Origin of the sequence: Lutibacter sp. (assembly GCF_030692605.1) — a bacterium.
GTDB lineage: Bacteria > Bacteroidota > Bacteroidia > Flavobacteriales > Flavobacteriaceae > Lutibacter.
Map to the genome: position 1 here is coordinate 25,252 of NZ_JAUYUD010000027.1, position 18,289 is coordinate 43,540.

General features: G+C 31.0%; 17 protein-coding genes and 1 pseudogene. 8 read left to right on the forward strand and 10 right to left on the reverse strand.

All coding sequences use genetic code 11. The annotated features are described in order from the left end of the window. Positions 1-35 precede the first annotated feature (35 nt). From Q8S45_RS02425 to Q8S45_RS02455, 7 genes are all read right to left on the reverse strand, one after another. On the reverse strand, positions 36-503 hold the full coding sequence (locus Q8S45_RS02425; protein ID WP_305600901.1) for a hypothetical protein: 468 nt from the start codon (positions 501-503) through the stop codon (positions 36-38). Beyond that, entirely contained in the window at positions 503-1,042 is a 540-nt protein-coding gene (locus tag Q8S45_RS02430) for a hypothetical protein (protein ID WP_305600903.1), read from the reverse strand. Before Q8S45_RS02430 ends, Q8S45_RS02425 begins: the two co-directional genes overlap by 1 nt. 293 nt (positions 1,043-1,335) lie before the next feature. Further along, positions 1,336-3,996, reverse strand: coding sequence for a hypothetical protein (locus tag Q8S45_RS02435; protein ID WP_305600905.1), 2,661 nt, complete (start codon positions 3,994-3,996; stop codon positions 1,336-1,338). 118 nt (positions 3,997-4,114) lie between these two features. Beyond that, the gene (locus tag Q8S45_RS02440; protein ID WP_305600907.1) at positions 4,115-4,897 is read right to left on the reverse strand and encodes a hypothetical protein; all 783 of its coding nucleotides are present in this window, start codon (positions 4,895-4,897) and stop codon (positions 4,115-4,117) included. Positions 4,898-4,947: 50 nt separating this feature from the next. Continuing rightward, positions 4,948-5,664: a LytTR family DNA-binding domain-containing protein gene (locus Q8S45_RS02445; RefSeq protein ID WP_305600976.1), complete on the reverse strand. Its 717-nt coding sequence runs from the start codon at positions 5,662-5,664 to the stop codon at positions 4,948-4,950. A 67-nt stretch (positions 5,665-5,731) separates the two neighbouring features. Then, a complete protein-coding gene (locus Q8S45_RS02450) occupies positions 5,732-6,445 on the reverse strand; it encodes an ATP-binding protein (RefSeq protein ID WP_305600909.1) in 714 nt (237 codons plus the stop codon). A 10-nt stretch (positions 6,446-6,455) separates the two neighbouring features. Next, complete coding sequence (locus Q8S45_RS02455) at positions 6,456-6,869, reverse strand: response regulator (RefSeq protein ID WP_305600911.1); 414 nt, start codon at positions 6,867-6,869, stop codon at positions 6,456-6,458. A 218-nt stretch (positions 6,870-7,087) separates the two neighbouring features. Here Q8S45_RS02455 and Q8S45_RS02460 point away from each other — a divergent pair, with 218 nt between their 5' ends. Together Q8S45_RS02460 and Q8S45_RS02465 are read left to right on the forward strand one after the other, a co-directional pair. Next, the gene (locus tag Q8S45_RS02460) at positions 7,088-7,570 is read left to right on the forward strand and encodes a hypothetical protein (protein ID WP_305600912.1); all 483 of its coding nucleotides are present in this window, start codon (positions 7,088-7,090) and stop codon (positions 7,568-7,570) included. A gap of 115 nt (positions 7,571-7,685) precedes the next feature. Further along, complete coding sequence (locus Q8S45_RS02465) at positions 7,686-8,642, forward strand: tRNA-dihydrouridine synthase (protein ID WP_305600914.1); 957 nt, start codon at positions 7,686-7,688, stop codon at positions 8,640-8,642. A gap of 2 nt (positions 8,643-8,644) precedes the next feature. Here the strand turns inward: Q8S45_RS02465 and Q8S45_RS02470 are convergent, their stop codons facing one another. Beyond that, positions 8,645-9,358: a hypothetical protein gene (locus tag Q8S45_RS02470; protein WP_305600915.1), complete on the reverse strand. Its 714-nt coding sequence runs from the start codon at positions 9,356-9,358 to the stop codon at positions 8,645-8,647. A 130-nt stretch (positions 9,359-9,488) separates the two neighbouring features. On the opposite strand from Q8S45_RS02470, the gene ggt reads away from it, so the two are divergent. From ggt to Q8S45_RS02485, 3 genes are all read left to right on the forward strand, one after another. Further along, positions 9,489-11,192 carry a gamma-glutamyltransferase gene (gene ggt / locus Q8S45_RS02475; protein WP_305600916.1) on the forward strand — a complete coding sequence of 568 codons (1,704 nt, stop codon included), beginning with the start codon at positions 9,489-9,491 and terminating at the stop codon, positions 11,190-11,192. A 478-nt stretch (positions 11,193-11,670) separates the two neighbouring features. Next, positions 11,671-12,141 carry a DUF3667 domain-containing protein gene (locus Q8S45_RS02480; protein WP_305600918.1) on the forward strand — a complete coding sequence of 157 codons (471 nt, stop codon included), beginning with the start codon at positions 11,671-11,673 and terminating at the stop codon, positions 12,139-12,141. After that, positions 12,138-12,731: a hypothetical protein gene (locus Q8S45_RS02485; protein ID WP_305600920.1), complete on the forward strand. Its 594-nt coding sequence runs from the start codon at positions 12,138-12,140 to the stop codon at positions 12,729-12,731. Before Q8S45_RS02480 ends, Q8S45_RS02485 begins: the two co-directional genes overlap by 4 nt. Positions 12,732-12,923: 192 nt before the next feature. Here the strand turns inward: Q8S45_RS02485 and Q8S45_RS02490 are convergent, their stop codons facing one another. Continuing rightward, positions 12,924-13,286, reverse strand: a complete 363-nt coding sequence (locus Q8S45_RS02490; protein WP_305600922.1) for a CoA-binding protein — start codon at positions 13,284-13,286, stop codon at positions 12,924-12,926. A 156-nt stretch (positions 13,287-13,442) separates the two neighbouring features. Between Q8S45_RS02490 and Q8S45_RS02495 the strand changes: the two genes are divergently transcribed. Then, positions 13,443-13,571: a hypothetical protein gene (locus tag Q8S45_RS02495; RefSeq protein ID WP_305600924.1), complete on the forward strand. Its 129-nt coding sequence runs from the start codon at positions 13,443-13,445 to the stop codon at positions 13,569-13,571. Positions 13,572-13,879: 308 nt separating this feature from the next. Here Q8S45_RS02495 and Q8S45_RS02500 read toward each other — a convergent pair whose 3' ends face one another. Further along, on the reverse strand, positions 13,880-14,887 hold the full coding sequence (locus tag Q8S45_RS02500; protein WP_305600927.1) for a 3-oxoacyl-ACP synthase III family protein: 1,008 nt from the start codon (positions 14,885-14,887) through the stop codon (positions 13,880-13,882). Positions 14,888-15,068: 181 nt separating this feature from the next. Here Q8S45_RS02500 and Q8S45_RS02505 point away from each other — a divergent pair, with 181 nt between their 5' ends. Both Q8S45_RS02505 and Q8S45_RS02510 read left to right on the forward strand, forming a co-directional pair. Beyond that, positions 15,069-15,596, forward strand: coding sequence for a GNAT family N-acetyltransferase (locus Q8S45_RS02505; RefSeq protein ID WP_305600929.1), 528 nt, complete (start codon positions 15,069-15,071; stop codon positions 15,594-15,596). Between the two features lie 214 nt (positions 15,597-15,810). Continuing rightward, a pseudogene (locus Q8S45_RS02510) lies at positions 15,811-18,265 on the forward strand (prolyl oligopeptidase family serine peptidase). The last annotated feature ends 24 nt before the right edge of the window (positions 18,266-18,289 follow it).

An 18,289-nucleotide genomic window follows, 5' to 3' on the forward strand; every position in this document is an offset into this window, starting at 1 on the left:
AAGTTCTATCTCTTTTACCAATTATAACCTCATTATTAGTGAATCACTGTGTATGTAATTGTAGTTGAATAATTTTGCACCGGCAACACAACGCTAATACCCGAAATTTCATATTGTAAAGGTACAAAATTATGGGTACCTGTGCAGGTGAAAAAGTTAGCATCAACGCTTGTAATTGTCTGAAAAATTAAACCGCCACTTATGTTGGTATTCCCATTGGTGCCGTTTGCGGTGCGCTTAACTTTAAGATTCAAATTATTGTGCCAAGCAATATTATCTCTGCTGACTAAAACGTTAATCAATTTATTATTATTATTTGGGCTTATTGTCATTAAAGTTTGATTGAGGTTGCTGACATAAGCGGCTGGGTAATCATTCCCTGCTTCACTGATGTCTGATGCAGCAATGGTTCTTGTCCAATTGCCGGTGACAGAAATATTAATATTTTGACTAAACAGCATGTTGCCTATAGCCAAAAAAGCGATGAAGATTAATCTTTTCATTATAAATCGGTTAAGGTTAAACTAATGGACAATGCTGCTGCCTGGTTGAAATCCAATAATTTGTAATCGTAAATTTCCAAATAATAGGTAAGTTCATATCCGTTATTGATGCCGTCACCTGTAAATGCGCCCCTTATGTTAGAGATAATTGTTTGTGGCGTGCTATTTAAAGTTAAAATTCCTGAAGGTGAACCTAACACGCCTTTACCAATACCCATATAATTTGACGTGCTCAGTTTTAAGTAAATTCCCGGAGGCACTTGCCCGTCATCAATTTTAATTAAAATGCTTCTGGGGGCCGCCGTGCTTGTAACAGCTGAAGAAAAATTAATCCATTTTTTGTTATTCGCCATCACAACTACAGCCTTTTCACCAGCTTCAGTAGATGCCGCTAAATTTAGCGTTACCGTTGTGTAGTTTGGTTCTAAATCCAACATTGCCACTTGAGACAGGTTAAATGTTGCGTTAATACTCCCTGTATTTTGGGCGTAATTTGAAATTACGCAGAAACCGCAAATGATGTAAATTAGTTGTTTCATCTGTTTAATTTTTATTTTTTAGCGGTAACAGATGCTGTTCGCCATTAATCATTCCTTTGTGTGTCAAAATTTGTCTTGCTCGTTTCATCTGTTTAAATTTTATTTTTTAGCGGTAACAGATTGCTGCCTGCCTGCCGGCTGGCAGGTTCGCCATTAATCATTCCTTTGTGTGTCAAAATTTGTCTTGCTCGTTTCATCTGTTTAATTTTTATTTTATTAGCGGTAACAGATGCTGCCAGCCTGCCGATACGGATTAACCATTCCTGTGTGCGTCAAAATTTGTTGTGTTTGTATCATAACTTAAATATTTTATCGCTTTTTTTAATCTCTCTATTTTTATTGCTGGCTTTAAAAACGGCCTTAAATTCTTCATTAGATATAATAACCGCTGTTTTTTGCGTTTCGCTAAAGGTAAAGTCGTTCAATAAATTCTTAACAATCAGTTCAACGTTCCATTCTCCGGGTGAAAGCTCTTTAAACCAAAACTTGCCGTCCTTGTCGGTTTTCGTGTAATAGGTTTTATCTCCCTTGGTTATTTTCACGATTAAGTTAGGCATTTTTTTTATATATTGTGAAGATTGCATCAATGTTGTTTCTTCAAAAATAATTTGCCCAAATAAAGCGCCTGTGTTTCCCATTTCAAGAAACACTTCCGTTTCTTTATTAGGCAAAATGTCTATATCAATAGGCTGTTGCATAATAATAATTTTATTTTTTGGCAAACTCGATTGTTTGACGTACAAACGATAGGTTTTGGGCTTTAAATTATAAAAGTGGAACACTCCTTTTTCATTGGTTATTGCAATATGGTCGTCCAACAAAACAAGGATGCCTTCTAAATTTGTTTTTTCGGCAGAAATTATTTTGCCAATTAAAGAGCCCACCGTTTTATTTTTTGAAACTGGCACGTTCATTACCAAACTATAAGATGCCGTAATTAAAAGTTCCTTTTTTATGGGAAAAACCGGCAAACTCGTTTGCGAAACGGCAACACTTAACAAGTGTTTTTTCTGATAGTTGTAATTTAATTGCGCCTGTAAATAATTTTGGGCATCATCCAATTCATCAAAATCGTAATTTTTTTTATAAAATACATTCAGATTTAGGTACGATTTTAAATTGTAAATTAAATTTCCGCCATAATAAAATGTTTTAACAATTTCATTTTCTGCGGATTGCTTGTTGCTTTGCTGGTAATCACCATTTAAGCCCAAAATTAAATCTTTAAAAACATTTCCCGAAATACTTAAAGAACTGAAAAACGTGTTTTGGGGAACGGTGCTTTCCGCCAAGAAATTGGTGGTTTTTCCAACCCGGTTTTGCCAACTTAAATTGTATTTAAAAGGCATTCTGCTATAAAATGAAAGCGTTGCCAATTTTTCTTCAAAATTGTAAGACTGTAAACTTAACTGATCTTCCTTGTTTCTGAAATAACCACCTACTCTAATAGTATTGTTTCTGTTCACATTATAATTGAAATACGCCTCATATTTGGTGATTATTGGCGAAGCGCTGTAATTAATGGTGTCTTTAACTGGATTTATAGCGCGATAATCCACGCCAATCTGCATATCGATTTTATGGTTAAACCGGTAATTTGCCAATGACAACAATTGTTTGCTGTTTCTTATATAACCTTTATAGTCTTTATCTGAATATTGAACAGAATTAATCAAATCCAGTTTCTTCAAATTTAAATATGCGGCTAAAGAATAGGCAAGTCCGTTTGTTTTATAATTGCTTTCATACGCCACTTCCCCGTTAATTTTAAATCGGTCAATGGCATAAAAAGAAGCGATATTAAAAATTTGGGAATTAAATTCTTCGTTGTCTTCAAAAAGGGTTCTGTTTATAAATCCCGCTTCAACATACGCTTTATCGGATAAATCTTGCGAAATTTTACCGCCATAGGAATCGGATATTTGTTTTGTGAATTTTGGTTGCACATAAAATAACGAAGCCGTTGTTTTCCCAAAATCATAGCTTACAATACCGCCTGTTCCATAACGCGATGTTTCCGTAATATTTGAAAGTGAAAAATTTACATGCCCTAAAAGCGCTTCCATTTTTTTATTTTTGTAAAGCACGCTGTACCTTTCAAATTCCCCAAACCTCACAATATCACTTTGACTTGGACCAGAATATTCAAAATTTAAATAATGCTCATTTCCCCTATCCAAAAAACCTTGACCGCTCACTTTAAATTTAAAAACATTTAAGGTATCTAATCCTTTTAAAGAATTAAAAATGGTTGAAAAAGTGATTGGAAACCGATGGTACAAATCGGGTTTTTTTGTGTTATTTGGATAAAGCGTTACCGCCACCCTATTGGAAAACGCCAAGTCTTTTGAAACAATATAGGCTTTTAAGTTATTTAAAACCATTGTTTTGCTGCTAACGTTTCCCTGTACTTGCTGAAAAACGGCGACAACCATGGAAGAATCCGGTTTCAACAAAGCATTTGCGGGCACAATTTTAAGCGCGTTGCTCGATTCAAAAGTGATTTTTTCTTCGCTGTTTCCGTTATTTGTCACCAAATATTCACAATAAAATTCTTTTTCAAGCCTCAAATATTCAGGTGCCATTATAACTTCAACAGCCAAATTGTATAATTTAGGCACGTTAAGGAATACTTCCTGGGTAGCCACTGGCCTATTGTTTATATTATCGGTAATTTTTAGCAACGATTTATAATTGCCGGCTGGGTTATGGTTGTTAACGCCAAAGGTAAATAGCACAATTTTTTTATTATTTGCCTCAACAACCACCTTTTTATTGTTATTTGTCAAATAAAACTGATTGGAAACCTCAAATTCACAATTTAAATTTAGTGGATTGTCGGTTTTATTTGAAATTTCGAATACAATGGTGTAATTTTTTCCGGGAACTAAATTTTCAGGAATATTTTTTGTTGAAATTTCAACAGCATTAGTTTGCGCTTTTACTTCAGACATTGACATAACTATCAATAAAAAAAGAAAAAAAGAAGTTATTGGTGCTATTTTTGGGATATTTCTCAAATTAAAACTGAAAAAAAACAGTGATTTTTAGTGTCATTTTATATTTATACCATTATTTATTTTCAAACTCTAAATCGATGGAATAAATGTTTTTGCCGTAATCGGCAACCAATACAGCCGTGTAAGCGCCTTTTGGCAAGCCAGAAATATCAAGCGCAAATGCTTTACAGGAATTAGGATACACCTTTTTAAATTTAACTTCCACCTTTTTTTGTTGTTCACCGTTGACATTAAAAACTTCAAGTATTAAAGTAGGTTCCACATAAAATGTCCCTAAATTTTTAATGTCAACATTAATGAGTTTATTCCCGTCTTTTTCCTCAATTTTGATGTCATAAAATTCGAGTTCAGAAGGCGTTCTTTCATTAATGTCGGCAATAATTTGAATTCCGTATCTAACTTTTGATTCCAGCTTTACGCCAAATTCAAGTTCATCTTCTTTAATTGGTTTTTCAATCTCAACCATTAAAACGCCCCAATAGGAACCGTCAAACTCAACATCATTGGGCACATTGATGGTGTAAATAAGTTCATATTCTTCATTTGCCTGAAAAACGTGCTCATTTACATTAGTTGACAACCAATTTTTGATTGAATTTTTGTGGGTGACATCAGCCGTTAAAACAGTTTCTTTGCCGCATTCTTGTGTTAAATCGTTAAAATAAATAATGACACGCTCCTCCGTTTTACCGTTATTTTTTATACTGATAACCCCGGTAATTAATTGTCCGGAAGCTGTTTGGTGCACATGCGTTAAGCCATTTAAAATAACGATGTTGGCATTTGAGAACTGAAAACTTAAAAATAAGAAAAGAAATAGTAGGGATTTTTTCATTTTTTAAAAATTTATTTTATGAGTAAAACAAGGTTTATAAGCTATATAATTTACAGCAAATTAAGACGTTTCATTAATTCGGGTTTGCTGGACCTGCTGACGGGAACAACATTTTTTCCAATTAACACGCTGCTGTCTTCTATATCAACAATCTTTTTTATGTTGATGATAAAAGACCTGTGCACTTTCAAAAACACGGCATCCGGTAATTTGTCTTCTATTTTTTTTAGGGTTGAATGCACCGTGTAATTTTCCTTGTCGGTTTTAATCAAAATATAATCGCCTTTTGCTTCAATTAAATTGATGCTGTCATAACTAATTTTCACCAGACGTTTATAAATATTGACATACAAATCACTTTTAGAATCTTCGTTGGCCGGAATTACCGGCAAATCTTTAATCTCTATTTTTGAATTGAAAAACAACTTAGCCTTGTCAACGGCCTTGTCAAAGCGAATTTGGTTGATTGGTTTTTCCAAAAAATCCACCACACTATTGTATTCAAAAGCCTCTAAGGCAAAATTTGCGTGAGAACTGATTAAAATAACTTTAGGCGGATTTTTTAAAGTTTGCAATAAATCAAAACCAGTAAAAGCTGGCATGTGAATATCTAAAAAAAGGAGATCAACACTGTTTTGGTTTAAATATTTAAGCGCTTCAATAGGGTTGTTAAAACTGTTAACCAGATCTAGGTTTTTATTGTTTGAAATTAATTTTTCAAGTATTACTCTTGCAATCTCTTCATCATCAATAATAATACACTTCATGGGAGTATGTTTTAGGTGATTTACAACTGTAAAGATACCCTTTTTTGATTCATTAAAGTACAATCTTTTAGGCTTCATTCGCCTTATTTTTCGGCAACGTAAAATAAAATGTGGTTCCTTTTAAAACTTCACTTTCCAGCCAAATTTTCCCTCCGTAGAGTTCAATAATTCTTTTTGCCATGGGAAGACCTATACCCGTAGATTTTTCATGATACCCAAGCGTTGTAAATATTTCAAATATTTTTTCATGGTATTCTAGTGGAATTCCACTACCATTGTCTTTAATTGAAAAAACGTAAAAATCTTCAACTTCATTAACAGCAACCTCAACCAAGCCTTCTTCTTTATCATTGAAGTTAACAGCATTGCTTATTAAATTCTGAAAAACTTGTCTCAATCTTCTTGCATCAGCCTTTAAAACAGGCAATTTATCCTTTACAACCACTTTAATATTTTTGGGGATATCAATGCTGTCTAAAATTTTATCCACCTTTTTATTCAGATCTATGGTACTGGTTTTTAGGCCAGTTACCCCAATCTCCGAGTAATTTATAATGTCTTCTAAAAATTTATCCATCTTTTCAATTTTCTCCTCCATAAGGTTTAAATTGCCAACACTTTCTTCACCAATTTTTTCACTGCAATCCTCCTTCACCCAAGTTAACAATGCCGAAAGGCTTCTTAAAGATGATTTTAAGTCGTGCGAAACCAAATGCGCATAGTCATTTAACTGCTCATTTTGGTTTTTCAATTTTTGAAGCAACTGTTTTTTTTGATACATTACACTATTATTAAGCTGTTACAAACTCATTATAACACCAGTAATCCAATACTCTTTTTATTGATTCAGAATAATCGGTGAATTTTAAAGGTTTTACCAAATAACCCGCAATACCAAGTTGGTGACAATCTGATACATCTTTATGGTCATTTGATGAAGTTAAAATAATGGTTGGAATATATTTTAAATCGTTATTCTTTCTTATGATGGTTAAAAATTCGAGGCCATTTATTTTTGGCATATTTAAGTCCAACAAAATAATATCTGGCAATGACTCATTTTTATATAAAATATTCAAAGCTTCTTCCCCGTTTTTAGCTTCAACAATGTTGTGGGGACACGCCAATTTTGAAATTGTTCTGTTAAATTTCATGATTTCTATCATGTCATCTTCAACAAGCAAAATGTTTAGGCTTTTTTTCATTAGTAGTTTTTTTAAAATTATTTCATATATTTTTAATGTTAGTGATTAAAAATAATCATCAAAGATCATAAGAATGCATTATTTTTATGAAATTATTCGATAAGTCTTAATTAAGTGTCGATGAGCTGTAACTTATTGTCGATGAATGAAAAAGGAAAACAAACTAAATACTTAGCAACAAATTAAAATTAATTCGTTCTTTTGCCTAAATTGGTTAAATGAAAGCGGTCACCGTAAAAGAAATAAAAACAGAATTGTCGCATTATTCCCAAAAAGAATTGGTGGAACTTTGTTTACGTTTGTCGAAATTTAAAAAGGAAAATAAGGAATTACTTACCTATCTTTTGTTTGAATCCTCCAATGAAGAAGGCTATATCAGCAGCATAAAATTAGAAATTGATACACAGTTTGAACTTATAAATACAAAAACGTATTATTTTATTAAAAAGAGTGTTCGTAAAATTTTACGAATGGTTAAAACGACTATTCGTTATTCAAAAAACAAAGAAACTGAAGTAGAACTCCTCCTCTATTTTTGTATAAAATTAAAAGATTTTAAACCTTCCATAAATAATAATAATGTGCTTAAAAATCTATTTATCAGAGAAATAGAATCCATCAAAAAAAAGATATTGCTTTTACATGAAGATTTACAATATGATTATGAGTTGGAGATAGAAAAGATAAAGGGTAAAGAGTAAAGAGTAAAGAGTAAAGGGTAAAGAGTAAAGAGTAAAGAGTAAAATTAAAAAATCTGAAAACGTAATTCAAATTTCGTAAACCGAAAGTATTATCTTAGTGCACAACTTTACTCATATGACTTACAAATTACTTTCTTCACCACTTCAAGGATTTACCGACTTTCGGTTTCGGAATGCTTTTAATGAACAATTTGGGGGGATTGATACTTTTTATGCACCTTATATTAGATTAAACGGAAAACTGGAAATTAAACCATCATATAACCGAGATCTTATTCCAAAAAATAATGTTGACTTAGAATTGATTCCACAAATTATTACCAATGATGCTGACGAGTTTTTATTTGTTTCTAAATATGTTCAACAACTTGGGTATAATGAATTAAATTGGAATTTAGGCTGCCCATACCCAATGGTTACAAAATGTGGTATGGGATCAGGACTCATAAATCACCCCGATAAAATAGATAACATTCTTAATAAAGTACATTCAGAATCTGATATAATTGTTTCTATAAAAATGCGTTTGGGTTATGAAAATAGTAATGAAATTATTTGTGCTTTACCAATTTTAAATAAATATCCACTAAAAAATATAGCAATACATGCGCGATTAGGAAAACAACTTTATAAAGGAAATGTAGATTTAGATGCTTTTCAATGCTGTATAGAAAATACAAATCATAAATTATATTACAATGGTGATATTACTTCTGTCGCAAAATTTAATGAAATGCAAGAACGTTTTCCAACAATAGACCATTGGATGATTGGTCGAGGTATAATTGCCGATCCTTTTTTACCAAGTATGATAAAAAATAATACATTAGAGTATCCATCCAATAAAATTGAATTATTTCAAAAATTTCACGATACGCTTTATCAACAATATAGCGAATCACTTTCAGGATCAACTCATATACTATTGAAAATGTATCATTTATGGGAGTACTTTTCTATACTTTTTTCAAATTCTCAAAAAGCATTAAAGAAAATTAAAAAGGCCAAAAACATTAGAAATTACGACCTTGCAGTTAAAGAAATTCTTCAAACAGAGCGTAACTTCATATAATATTAAACTGCTTTTCTAGTGCGTTTTTTCAGTTTAACAATTCGATCGTTATAGAATTCTTTTAACTCGTCAATAAAACTTAAAGGATTTGGATATTCTAATAAAACTTTATAAGTGTGTCTTATTTTGGCTAATTCTATATTTTTATTAAGTAGTTCAATTTCCTTTTGTAAAAAAGTGTCCTTTACTTTATTTTCAATAGAATCAATTGATTGCATTAATGCGTTTCCGCTAAATATATGAGTATGAAACAATTGAAGTTCTTCTAAATTTCCAGTTTGATAAATTTCAATGAGTTTCGTTGTAACTTCTGTAGCCAAATCGACTTTCAGGTCATTCATCAAAAATTTATCAGGATGTACTTGAAGCATTGCTTCTCTGTATAGTTGTTTTAATTTTTTTTGATTGTCAATAGAATTTAAGCTACCTCTTTTAGTAGGAATCACTTTTAAACCAACCGTTTCCTTATAATTTTTCCCTTTCTGTTTTTGGGATAATCGTTTTTCTTTTTTTGCTAGTTTTAGTTTTTTGTACAGTACTGTAAGTTCCTGTACTTCAATGATTTCATTTGTTAGGTGATAACGCAATGTATTTTCAAAATCTTTGGTTTTTTGCTCAATTTCCTCCAATTCATGTTGCAGTAATTTAATTTTAGCCTTCAACAATAACTGTTCTTCGTTATTATTAGTTAAACTAATTTGGTTTCCATCTTTCATTAAAAATTAATTAATTTTCAAAGTTGCAAAAAAATATATAAAGATTAAATTTATGAAATTGAAAATCACTTTTTTTGATAAGATCTTTAAAATAATTATCTTTAATGTTTGTTACCTAAAAACATTTACCATGAACATTCACCATAAATCAATTCAACTTTTAAGCATCGTTTTAGTTTTTTATTCTTCTTTTTTATATTCACAAGATAGAATTAACGGTCGAAATTTTGCAACTCGTTCTGAGGTTATTGCTCAAAATGGAATGGTTGCAACTAGCCATCCTTTGGCAACACAAATTGGAATTGATATTTTAAAAAATGGCGGTAATGCCATTGATGCTGCAATTGCTGCAAATGCTGCTTTGGGATTAATGGAGCCAACAGGTTCTGGTATTGGAGGCGATTTATTTGCTATAATTTGGAGTGCAAAAGACAAAAAATTATACGGACTTAATGCTAGCGGAAGAAGCCCTGAAAATTTGACATTACAGTATTTTAAGGATAAAAAAATGACAAGTATTCCAGCTTATGGACCATTGCCTGTTTCGGTTCCTGGTTGTGTAGATGGTTGGTTTGAAATGCATTCCAAGTTTGGAACAAAAAAAATGGATGAAATTTTAGCTCCAGCTATTAAATATGCCAAAGAAGGATTTCCAGTAACCGAATTAATTGGGTATTATTTGTCTGGAACCTCTCGAAGATTTAAAGAATTTCCAAATTTTGCAGATACTTATATGCCAAATAATCAGCCTTTAGAAAAAGGAATGGTATTTAAAAACCCTTACCTAGCTTCTACCTATGAAAAAATTGCAAAAAATGGAAGAAATGCATTTTATAAAGGAGAAGTTGCAAAAACAATAGCCAATTTTATACAATCTCAAGGTGGTTTTTTATCTGAAAAAGATTTAGCCAACCATACCTCAGAATGGATTGACCCAATTACAACCAATTACAGAGGGTATGATATTTGGCAATTACCTCCAAACGGACAAGGAACTGCTGTGCTACAAATTTTAAATATTATGGAAGGTTATAATGTAAAAGAAATGGGATTTGGTAGTGCAGATTATATTCATTTTTTCACTGAAGCTAAAAAATTGGCATTTGAAGATAGAGCAAAATACTATGCTGATCCTGTTTTTAATAAATTACCAGTTAAGCAGCTTATTTCAAAGGAATATGCAAATAAACGAAGAGAACTTATAAATCCGAATAGAGCGGCACGTACTTATGATGCTGGAGAATTAGAACAAGGAAATACTATTTATATGACCGTTGCAGATAAATTTGGAAATATGGTTTCATTAATACAAAGTAATTATAGAGGTATGGGTTCTGGTATGGTTCCTCCAAAATTAGGATTTATGCTACAAGATAGAGGTGAAATGTTTTCATTAAAAGAAGGTCATTTTAATGTTTATGAACCAAAAAAGCGTCCATTTCATACCATCATTCCAGGATTTATCACAAAAGATGGTAACCCATATATTAGTTTCGGGCTAATGGGTGGTGCCATGCAACCACAAGGTCACGCCCAAATTGTAATAAACTTGGTCGATTTTGGAATGAATTTACAAGAAGCGGGCGATGCCCCACGTATGCAACACAACGGCTCCTCAGAACCAACTGATGAAAAAATGACCGATGGTGGTGAAATTGTACTTGAATCTGGTTTTGATTATGAAACCATTAGGGCTTTATTACAAAAAGGACATAAAGTTGGCTATGAATTAGGTAGCTATGGTGGATATCAAGCCATTATGTGGGATGCTATAAATAAAGTATATTATGGTGCTTCCGAATCTCGAAAAGACGGACAAGCAGCTGGATATTAAATAAGTTGAATTAATAAAGATAAATATTTTAACATTTTCAAGCACATATACAAAGTCAAATTAATTTGTGGGTTCACAAATTTTAAATTGTAAGGTAAATTTGCTGATACGATGATGCTATCGTTAATTCCCCCCTATTCTCATCAAATAAATAAAAAGTAAGATACAGTATAAAAAGGCACTTTTTAAACCTTTTAACTGGATTCTATCTTGTGCGAGTTTGTTCGCAGATATCGCAAGTAAAATGTTGTATTCTGTGATACTAATTTATTTAAAATCGAAGATAAAAATCCCTATACGTGTGAATGATGTAACTTTTTTTAATAGTTATGTAACACCTTCATATATTTAAGTTACGAAATTTACACTTTTAAAATTTATAAATTAAGTAACCTTAAATTTATCTAAAACAATAGAAATTGGTAGTTAAATAAATTTTAGAAACATTCATTACTTTTTGAATAAATTAAAAAAACTTATGTCAAAAGAAAAATTACGATCGGAAACCAACTGCCTAAACTGCAATCATATGGTTGAAAAACGCTATTGCCCTAATTGTGGGCAGGAAAACAGCGTGATTCATAAAAGTTTTTATCATTTATTTATTCATTTCTTTGAAGACTTAACCCATTATGACAATTCTTTTTGGAGAACTATTACTTATTTGCTCTTCAAGCCTGCCGCAGTATCCAAAGCCTACACATCGGGACAGCGATTGTCTTTTTTACCACCTATGCGACTGTATATTTTTACAAGTTTTATTACCTTTTTTCTCATATCACTATTCCCTTCTGAAAATAACAAAACCAGCACTACACCTATTAAAAAAAAGATAGAAAATGTAGCCCCAACATTAGACTCATTGCATATTGAAGAGAAAAGTGTTGATGGCCTTGCCAAAATGGGCTTAATTTCTCAAAAAAACAACGATACCCTAAAAAAATATTGAAGAAAACAAACATTGATCCAGATAAAATCACAGATTTTGGCTATAATGGCACCAAACAATTGGATTGGGTACAAAAAAATAGTAATAAAAAAGAAAAATTAGGCAAAACGGAATACTGGTTTCTTAAAAAATGGCTTTCCGTAAAAGAAGAAAATACCAACGAAGAAATTATCGAAAAATTCAGCCAGTCATTTGAACGTAATCTACCTAAAGTATTATTCATATATATGCCCATTTTTGCTCTACTTTTATGGGTTTTTCACAATAAAAAAAGATGGCATTTTTATGATCATGGTATATTTACATTGCATTTCTTTTCATTCCTGTTGATGGTGATTTTGCTACTCTTTTTCATCGACAAACTTTTTGCATTATCTGACTGGGCAGTTTTAGGCTGGGTGCATCTTATTATTAGAGCCACTGGTATTCTTTGGATGTTGTTTTATTTTTTTCCCGCACACCGTCGTTTTTATGGTGAATCTCATATGGTTTCCGCTTTCAAAAGTAGTTTAGTGTACGTCATCAATATAATCATTATCACTATATTGATTGTGATGTACGGATTATACACCTATATTAATTTGCATTAAAACTATTATTCGAAAAATTTCTTTATAATTTATACATGTCAACTCTGGCAAATGACCAAAAATGCATGAATGATATAAATTATTACTCAATTCGTGCGATGGTGGGTTAACAGAATTGGTCGGTGGAAATTATCCCAATTTTAATGGGCTAATTGAAAAAATATTTCTTTGGAAAGATAACAGAAAGTAAAATTAATATTGCCCAATACTCAACAATACCAACGTACAAGATCTTTCAAAAGCAATATTGTTTGAAGAGAGAATTTTTTCGAATTCTTCATTTTCAGTACCAGGATTAAAAATAACCCTCCTTGGTTTTAGTTTTAAAATATAATCATAAAACTCCTCTTGGTTGGTTTTATTTAAGTACAAATTAACCGTATCTACATTTTTAAACATTCTTTTTTCGGTGTGAATTTTCACACCTTTAACAATTCCTTCTTTTTTCCCAATAGCTCTAATATCTTCTTTTTTTTCAACAAGACGTTGAAGTGCAACATATGCGTATCTGTTGGGTTTTGTTGAGGCTCCTATAACTAACGTTTTCTTAATCATTTGTTAAAATTAAATAAAAAAAGTTAAATATGGTAACATAATTATAAATGTAAAGTCTATTATTAGTGATAAGAAATTTTTTTCTGTATTTTAATATATTTTCCAAATACGTGTTAAATTATAAGTTTGCCATATCAAAATATAAAACAACAAATTATGAAATCAATAAACACTACAAAAATTAAAACTATTCAATCTACATATGAATTATTAAACGCAACAAAACGGATAGGTTGGAATGAAAAAAGACGGTATTCAAATTCACTTCAAATAAGATTTATTTAACTTAAAAAATAGTATTACTAGCTTAAACTAAAATAAAACAAAAAGAAGAAAAAATAGAGACAATAATGAAATTGAAGAACCTAGTGGATTTATATAAAAAAATTATGAAATCTTTTACATTTAATTAACCAATTATTAACAAGTTAAAAAACTTAAAATAATAATTTTACAACGTAAATTAATAACAAAAAAAACCTTAAATAATAAAAGAATATTATAATTATTTGAATTAGTTACTTAATAATCTTTTTAATAAAGCCTCTAAACTTGCATTTTAGAGGCTTTCGATTTTATGTTTTTAACTTAATTTACCATCTAATAATAACACTTCCCCAAGTAAATCCACTACCAAATGCTGCCAAAACAACAATATCATTATCTTTTATTTTTCCCTTTTCCCATGCTTCAGAAAGGGCAATAATTATAGAAGCGGCTGTGGTATTTCCATATTTCATAATGTTGTTATAAACCTGATCATCGCGTAAACCAAATTTTTTCTGCACAAATTGCGAAATTCTTAAATTTGCTTGATGTGGAATTAGCATATTAATATCTGATGCTTGCAAACTATTTGCTTGCAATCCTGCAACAATAGCTTCAGAAAAACGAACAACCGCATGTTTAAAAACAAACGTTCCATTCATATATGGAAAATAAGATTCATCACTTTCATCATTTGCAGCTAATATAGCAGGAACCCAATGTTTAATACTTGGTGAAATTACTGTTAATTCTTGGGCATGTTTTCCTTCTGAAAAAAGGTGAGACGATAATATTCCTTTGTTATTATCTTCACATCTCGATAAAATAGCTGCACCTGCTCCATCACCAAAAATCACGGTAACACCTCTACCTCTATCTGTTTTATCTAAACCTCCTGAATGAAATTCAGCCCCAACTACCAATATGTTTTTATACATTCCTGTTTTAATAAATTGGTCCGCTACAGAAAGTGAATAAACAAACCCTGAGCATTGATTTCTAACATCTAATGCACCAACAGTTTTTAAATCTAACATTTCTTGCAATTGCACCCCACCACCAGGAAAATAATAATCAGGACTAAGTGTTGCAAAAATTATAAAATCAATATCATCTTTTGTTAATCCAGCTCTTTCAATTGCAATTCGAGAAGCTTTAGCACCCATAACAGAAGAAGTGTCTTCACTTCCTTCAACAATCCATCTTCTCTCTTGAATACCAGTTCTTTCTTGAATCCACTCATCAGAGGTATCCATCATTTTAGTCAAATCAGCATTTGTTACTATATTGTCTGGCACATAGTAACCCAAACCTGTAATTTTAGAATTATACATATTTATTTATTTTTACCATTTAAAATCAAACATACTAAAAACTTCATATTTTTACAACTATATTTTTATTGATTCCATAATTCGAACATAAATTGTAACTTTTATTACATAGATTGTAAAATATTGATTATCAGTTTAAAATGCACCAAAAGTTACTATTTTTTTTCTTAATATTAAAAAAATGCCAAAAACATTGAATTTTAACCCTTTCCCATTTTTAAAAAGTGACAGATTATTGTTAAAAAATTTAAGCAACAATTATTTAAACGAATTATATTTGCTTAGATCTCATCCTGAAATTGTACAATTTGTAGATAAAGAATGTGATAAATCCGAGGAAGAAACCACTGCATTTATAAAAAAAATAAGTGATGGAATTTCTAATAATGAATTTATTTATTGGGCACTTATTTTAAAAGAAACCAATAAATTAATTGGAACTATATGTTTATGGTGTTTTAATCCCGATTTAACCTCTGCTGAAATTGGCTTTGAATTACACCCCAATTATCAAAAAAATGGATATATGACTGAAGCCTTAGAACAAGTTTTAAATTATGGGTTAGAAGAATTAAAATTGAAAAGCATTACAGGATTTACACATACTAAAAACGAACCTTCCATAAAATTAATGCAGAAGTTAAATTTTCAATTTTCTAAATCAATGGATAAAAACGTGATTTACAAATTAACTAGTTCAAATTATTAATTTTAACCCAGCTTTGCATCAAATTTTTAGTTTTTTTTCTTTGAAAAACATTGTTGAGAATAAAAAAATTAATAGTAAAAACTATTTTTACGTTTCAATTAGTTAAACAAATAATTATTCTTCCTTATAAAATTATTTTAACCCTATTTTGGTTAAAAAAACATTTTTGTTTCTTATTTTAGTACCTTAATTCTATTCACTTAATTCGTTGTAAATGAAAAATATTCTATTTCTAATCGTTATTTTTTTGGTTCGTTTATACACTCTCAAGAAAACTTAACCTATCAAAAACCTCCAAAAGAAATTCTCGAACTAGTTAACGCTCCTTTGGCTCCATTAATGAGAATGGACAATAAAGGTGAGAACTTTGTGTTTTTGTACCGTTCTAATTTTAAAAGTATTGAAGAACTTTCTGAAACAGAAATGCGTTTAGGTGGCCTTCGCATTAATCCAATAACCAATATTAGCAGTAGAGAACGTTATTACACTTCCATAAAAGTTCGTGTTGGTAGAAATAATAAGGACGAAGCTCCAATAGGATTGCCATTAAACGGTCGATTTTCAAACTTCTCATGGTCTCCCAATCAAAAAATGATGGCTTTTACCAATACAATAAGTACTGGAGTTGAATTATGGATTATAGATATTGAACATAAATCGGTAAAAAAAATAACAGAAGCAAATGTTAACGCAAATACTGGACAACCTTTTTCTTGGTTTAAAGACAATAATGCTTTATTAGTTAAACTAATTTCAAAGGATAAAAAATTACTTATCAACACTAAAACAGCTGTTCCTACTGGACCCACAATTTCTGTAAGTGAAAAAGGGGTAAAAGCTCAAAACAGAACCTATCAAGATTTATTAAAAAACGTATCCGATAAGCATAATTTTGAACAATTAACGCTTTCTGAAATATATAAAATTACACTCGAAGGTCAAAAAACCATTTGGAAAGGAAATGCAATGTACGATGAGTTATCGTTTTCACCAGATGGAAATTACATAATGATTACAACTGTTGAAAAACCATTTTCATATTTAGTACCTTATGATAGATTTCCTTCAAAAACAACCATTTTTGACACTAATGGAAAACTTATAAGTACCATTCTTGAAGTACCTTTAATTGAAGATTTACCACAAGGTTTTATGGCTGTAAGAAAAGGAATGAGAAACCTATCGTGGAGAGATGATAAACCTGCTACGATAATTTGGTGTGAGGCATTGGATGAGGGTAATCCTGAAAACGACGTTACACATAGAGATGAAATATTTGAACTAAACGCTCCTTTTAATGGAAATGCAACGTCTTTATTAAAAACAATAGGTCGTTTTGCTGGAATTGAATGGGGTACTAATGAAATAGCAATAGCCAATGATCGTTGGTGGAATACAAGAAACACTAAATCCTATATTTTTAATCCTTCAAATAATAACATAAAACCAATTATTATTTCAGACAGAAATTATCAAGATACTTACAGTGATCCTGGCAGGTTTGTAACTAAAAGAAATGAATATGGACGTTACACGCTAGACTTAGTTAATGAAAATGCTTATTTAATTGGTGACGGGTTTAGTGAAAAGGGGAAATTCCCTTTTGTTGACGAAATAAACCTTAAAACTTTAAAAACTACCCGGCTTTACCAATCTAACTTAACCAATAAAATTGAAGATCTTTCCTCAGCTTTAGACATGAAAAAGGGAGAATTAATTGTAAGAATTGAATCTAAAAATGAATACCCAAATTATTACATTCGAAATATTAAAAAACAAACTGGTTTAGTTCCTTTAACAAAATTTGAAAATCCTTATAAAAGTATTCAAAATGTTTACAAAGAAGTTATCAAGTACAACAGAGAGGATGGTTTAGAATTATCTGGAACCTTGTACCTACCAACAAATTATATAAAAGGAAAAAAATATCCAATGATAATGTGGGCATATCCACGTGAATTTAAAGATAAAAGTAGCGCCGGTCAAAGCACTTCAAATTCTAATGAATTTACCTATCCAAATTATGGATCGCCTATCTATTGGGTAACTCGTGGCTACGTAGTACTAGATGATGCCTCTTTCCCAATTGTAGGTGAAGGTAATGATCAACCTAATGATACTTTTATTAAACAATTAGTCTCAAATGCAAAGGCAGCAATTGACGTCGTTGATAATTTAGGGTACATAGACCGAACTAAAGTTGCTGTTGGCGGACATTCATATGGTGCATTTATGACCGCTAATTTATTGCACACTCTAATTTATTTGCTGCAGGTATTGCAAGAAGCGGTGCTTATAATAGAACACTGACACCTTTTGGATTTCAAAGTGAAGAACGTAATTATTGGGAAGCTCCAGAAGTTTATAATACTATGTCGCCGTTTATGCACGCACATACTATGAAAACTCCATTATTGCTCGTACATGGTGAGGCAGATAATAATTCAGGTACTTATCCTTTGCAAAGCGAAAGATATTTCAATGCATTAAAAGGACTTGGAGCACCAGTTCGTTTAGTAATGCTTCCAAAAGAAAGTCATGGGTATAGCGCTGAAGAATCTGTGTTACATATGCTTTGGGAACAAGATCAGTGGTTAGAAACCTATGTGAAAAATAAAGAAACAGTTGAAAAACCAATTCTAAAAAAAGAAGTCGAAATAAAACATTAGTTTATTAAAAAAGGCAGTTTTAAG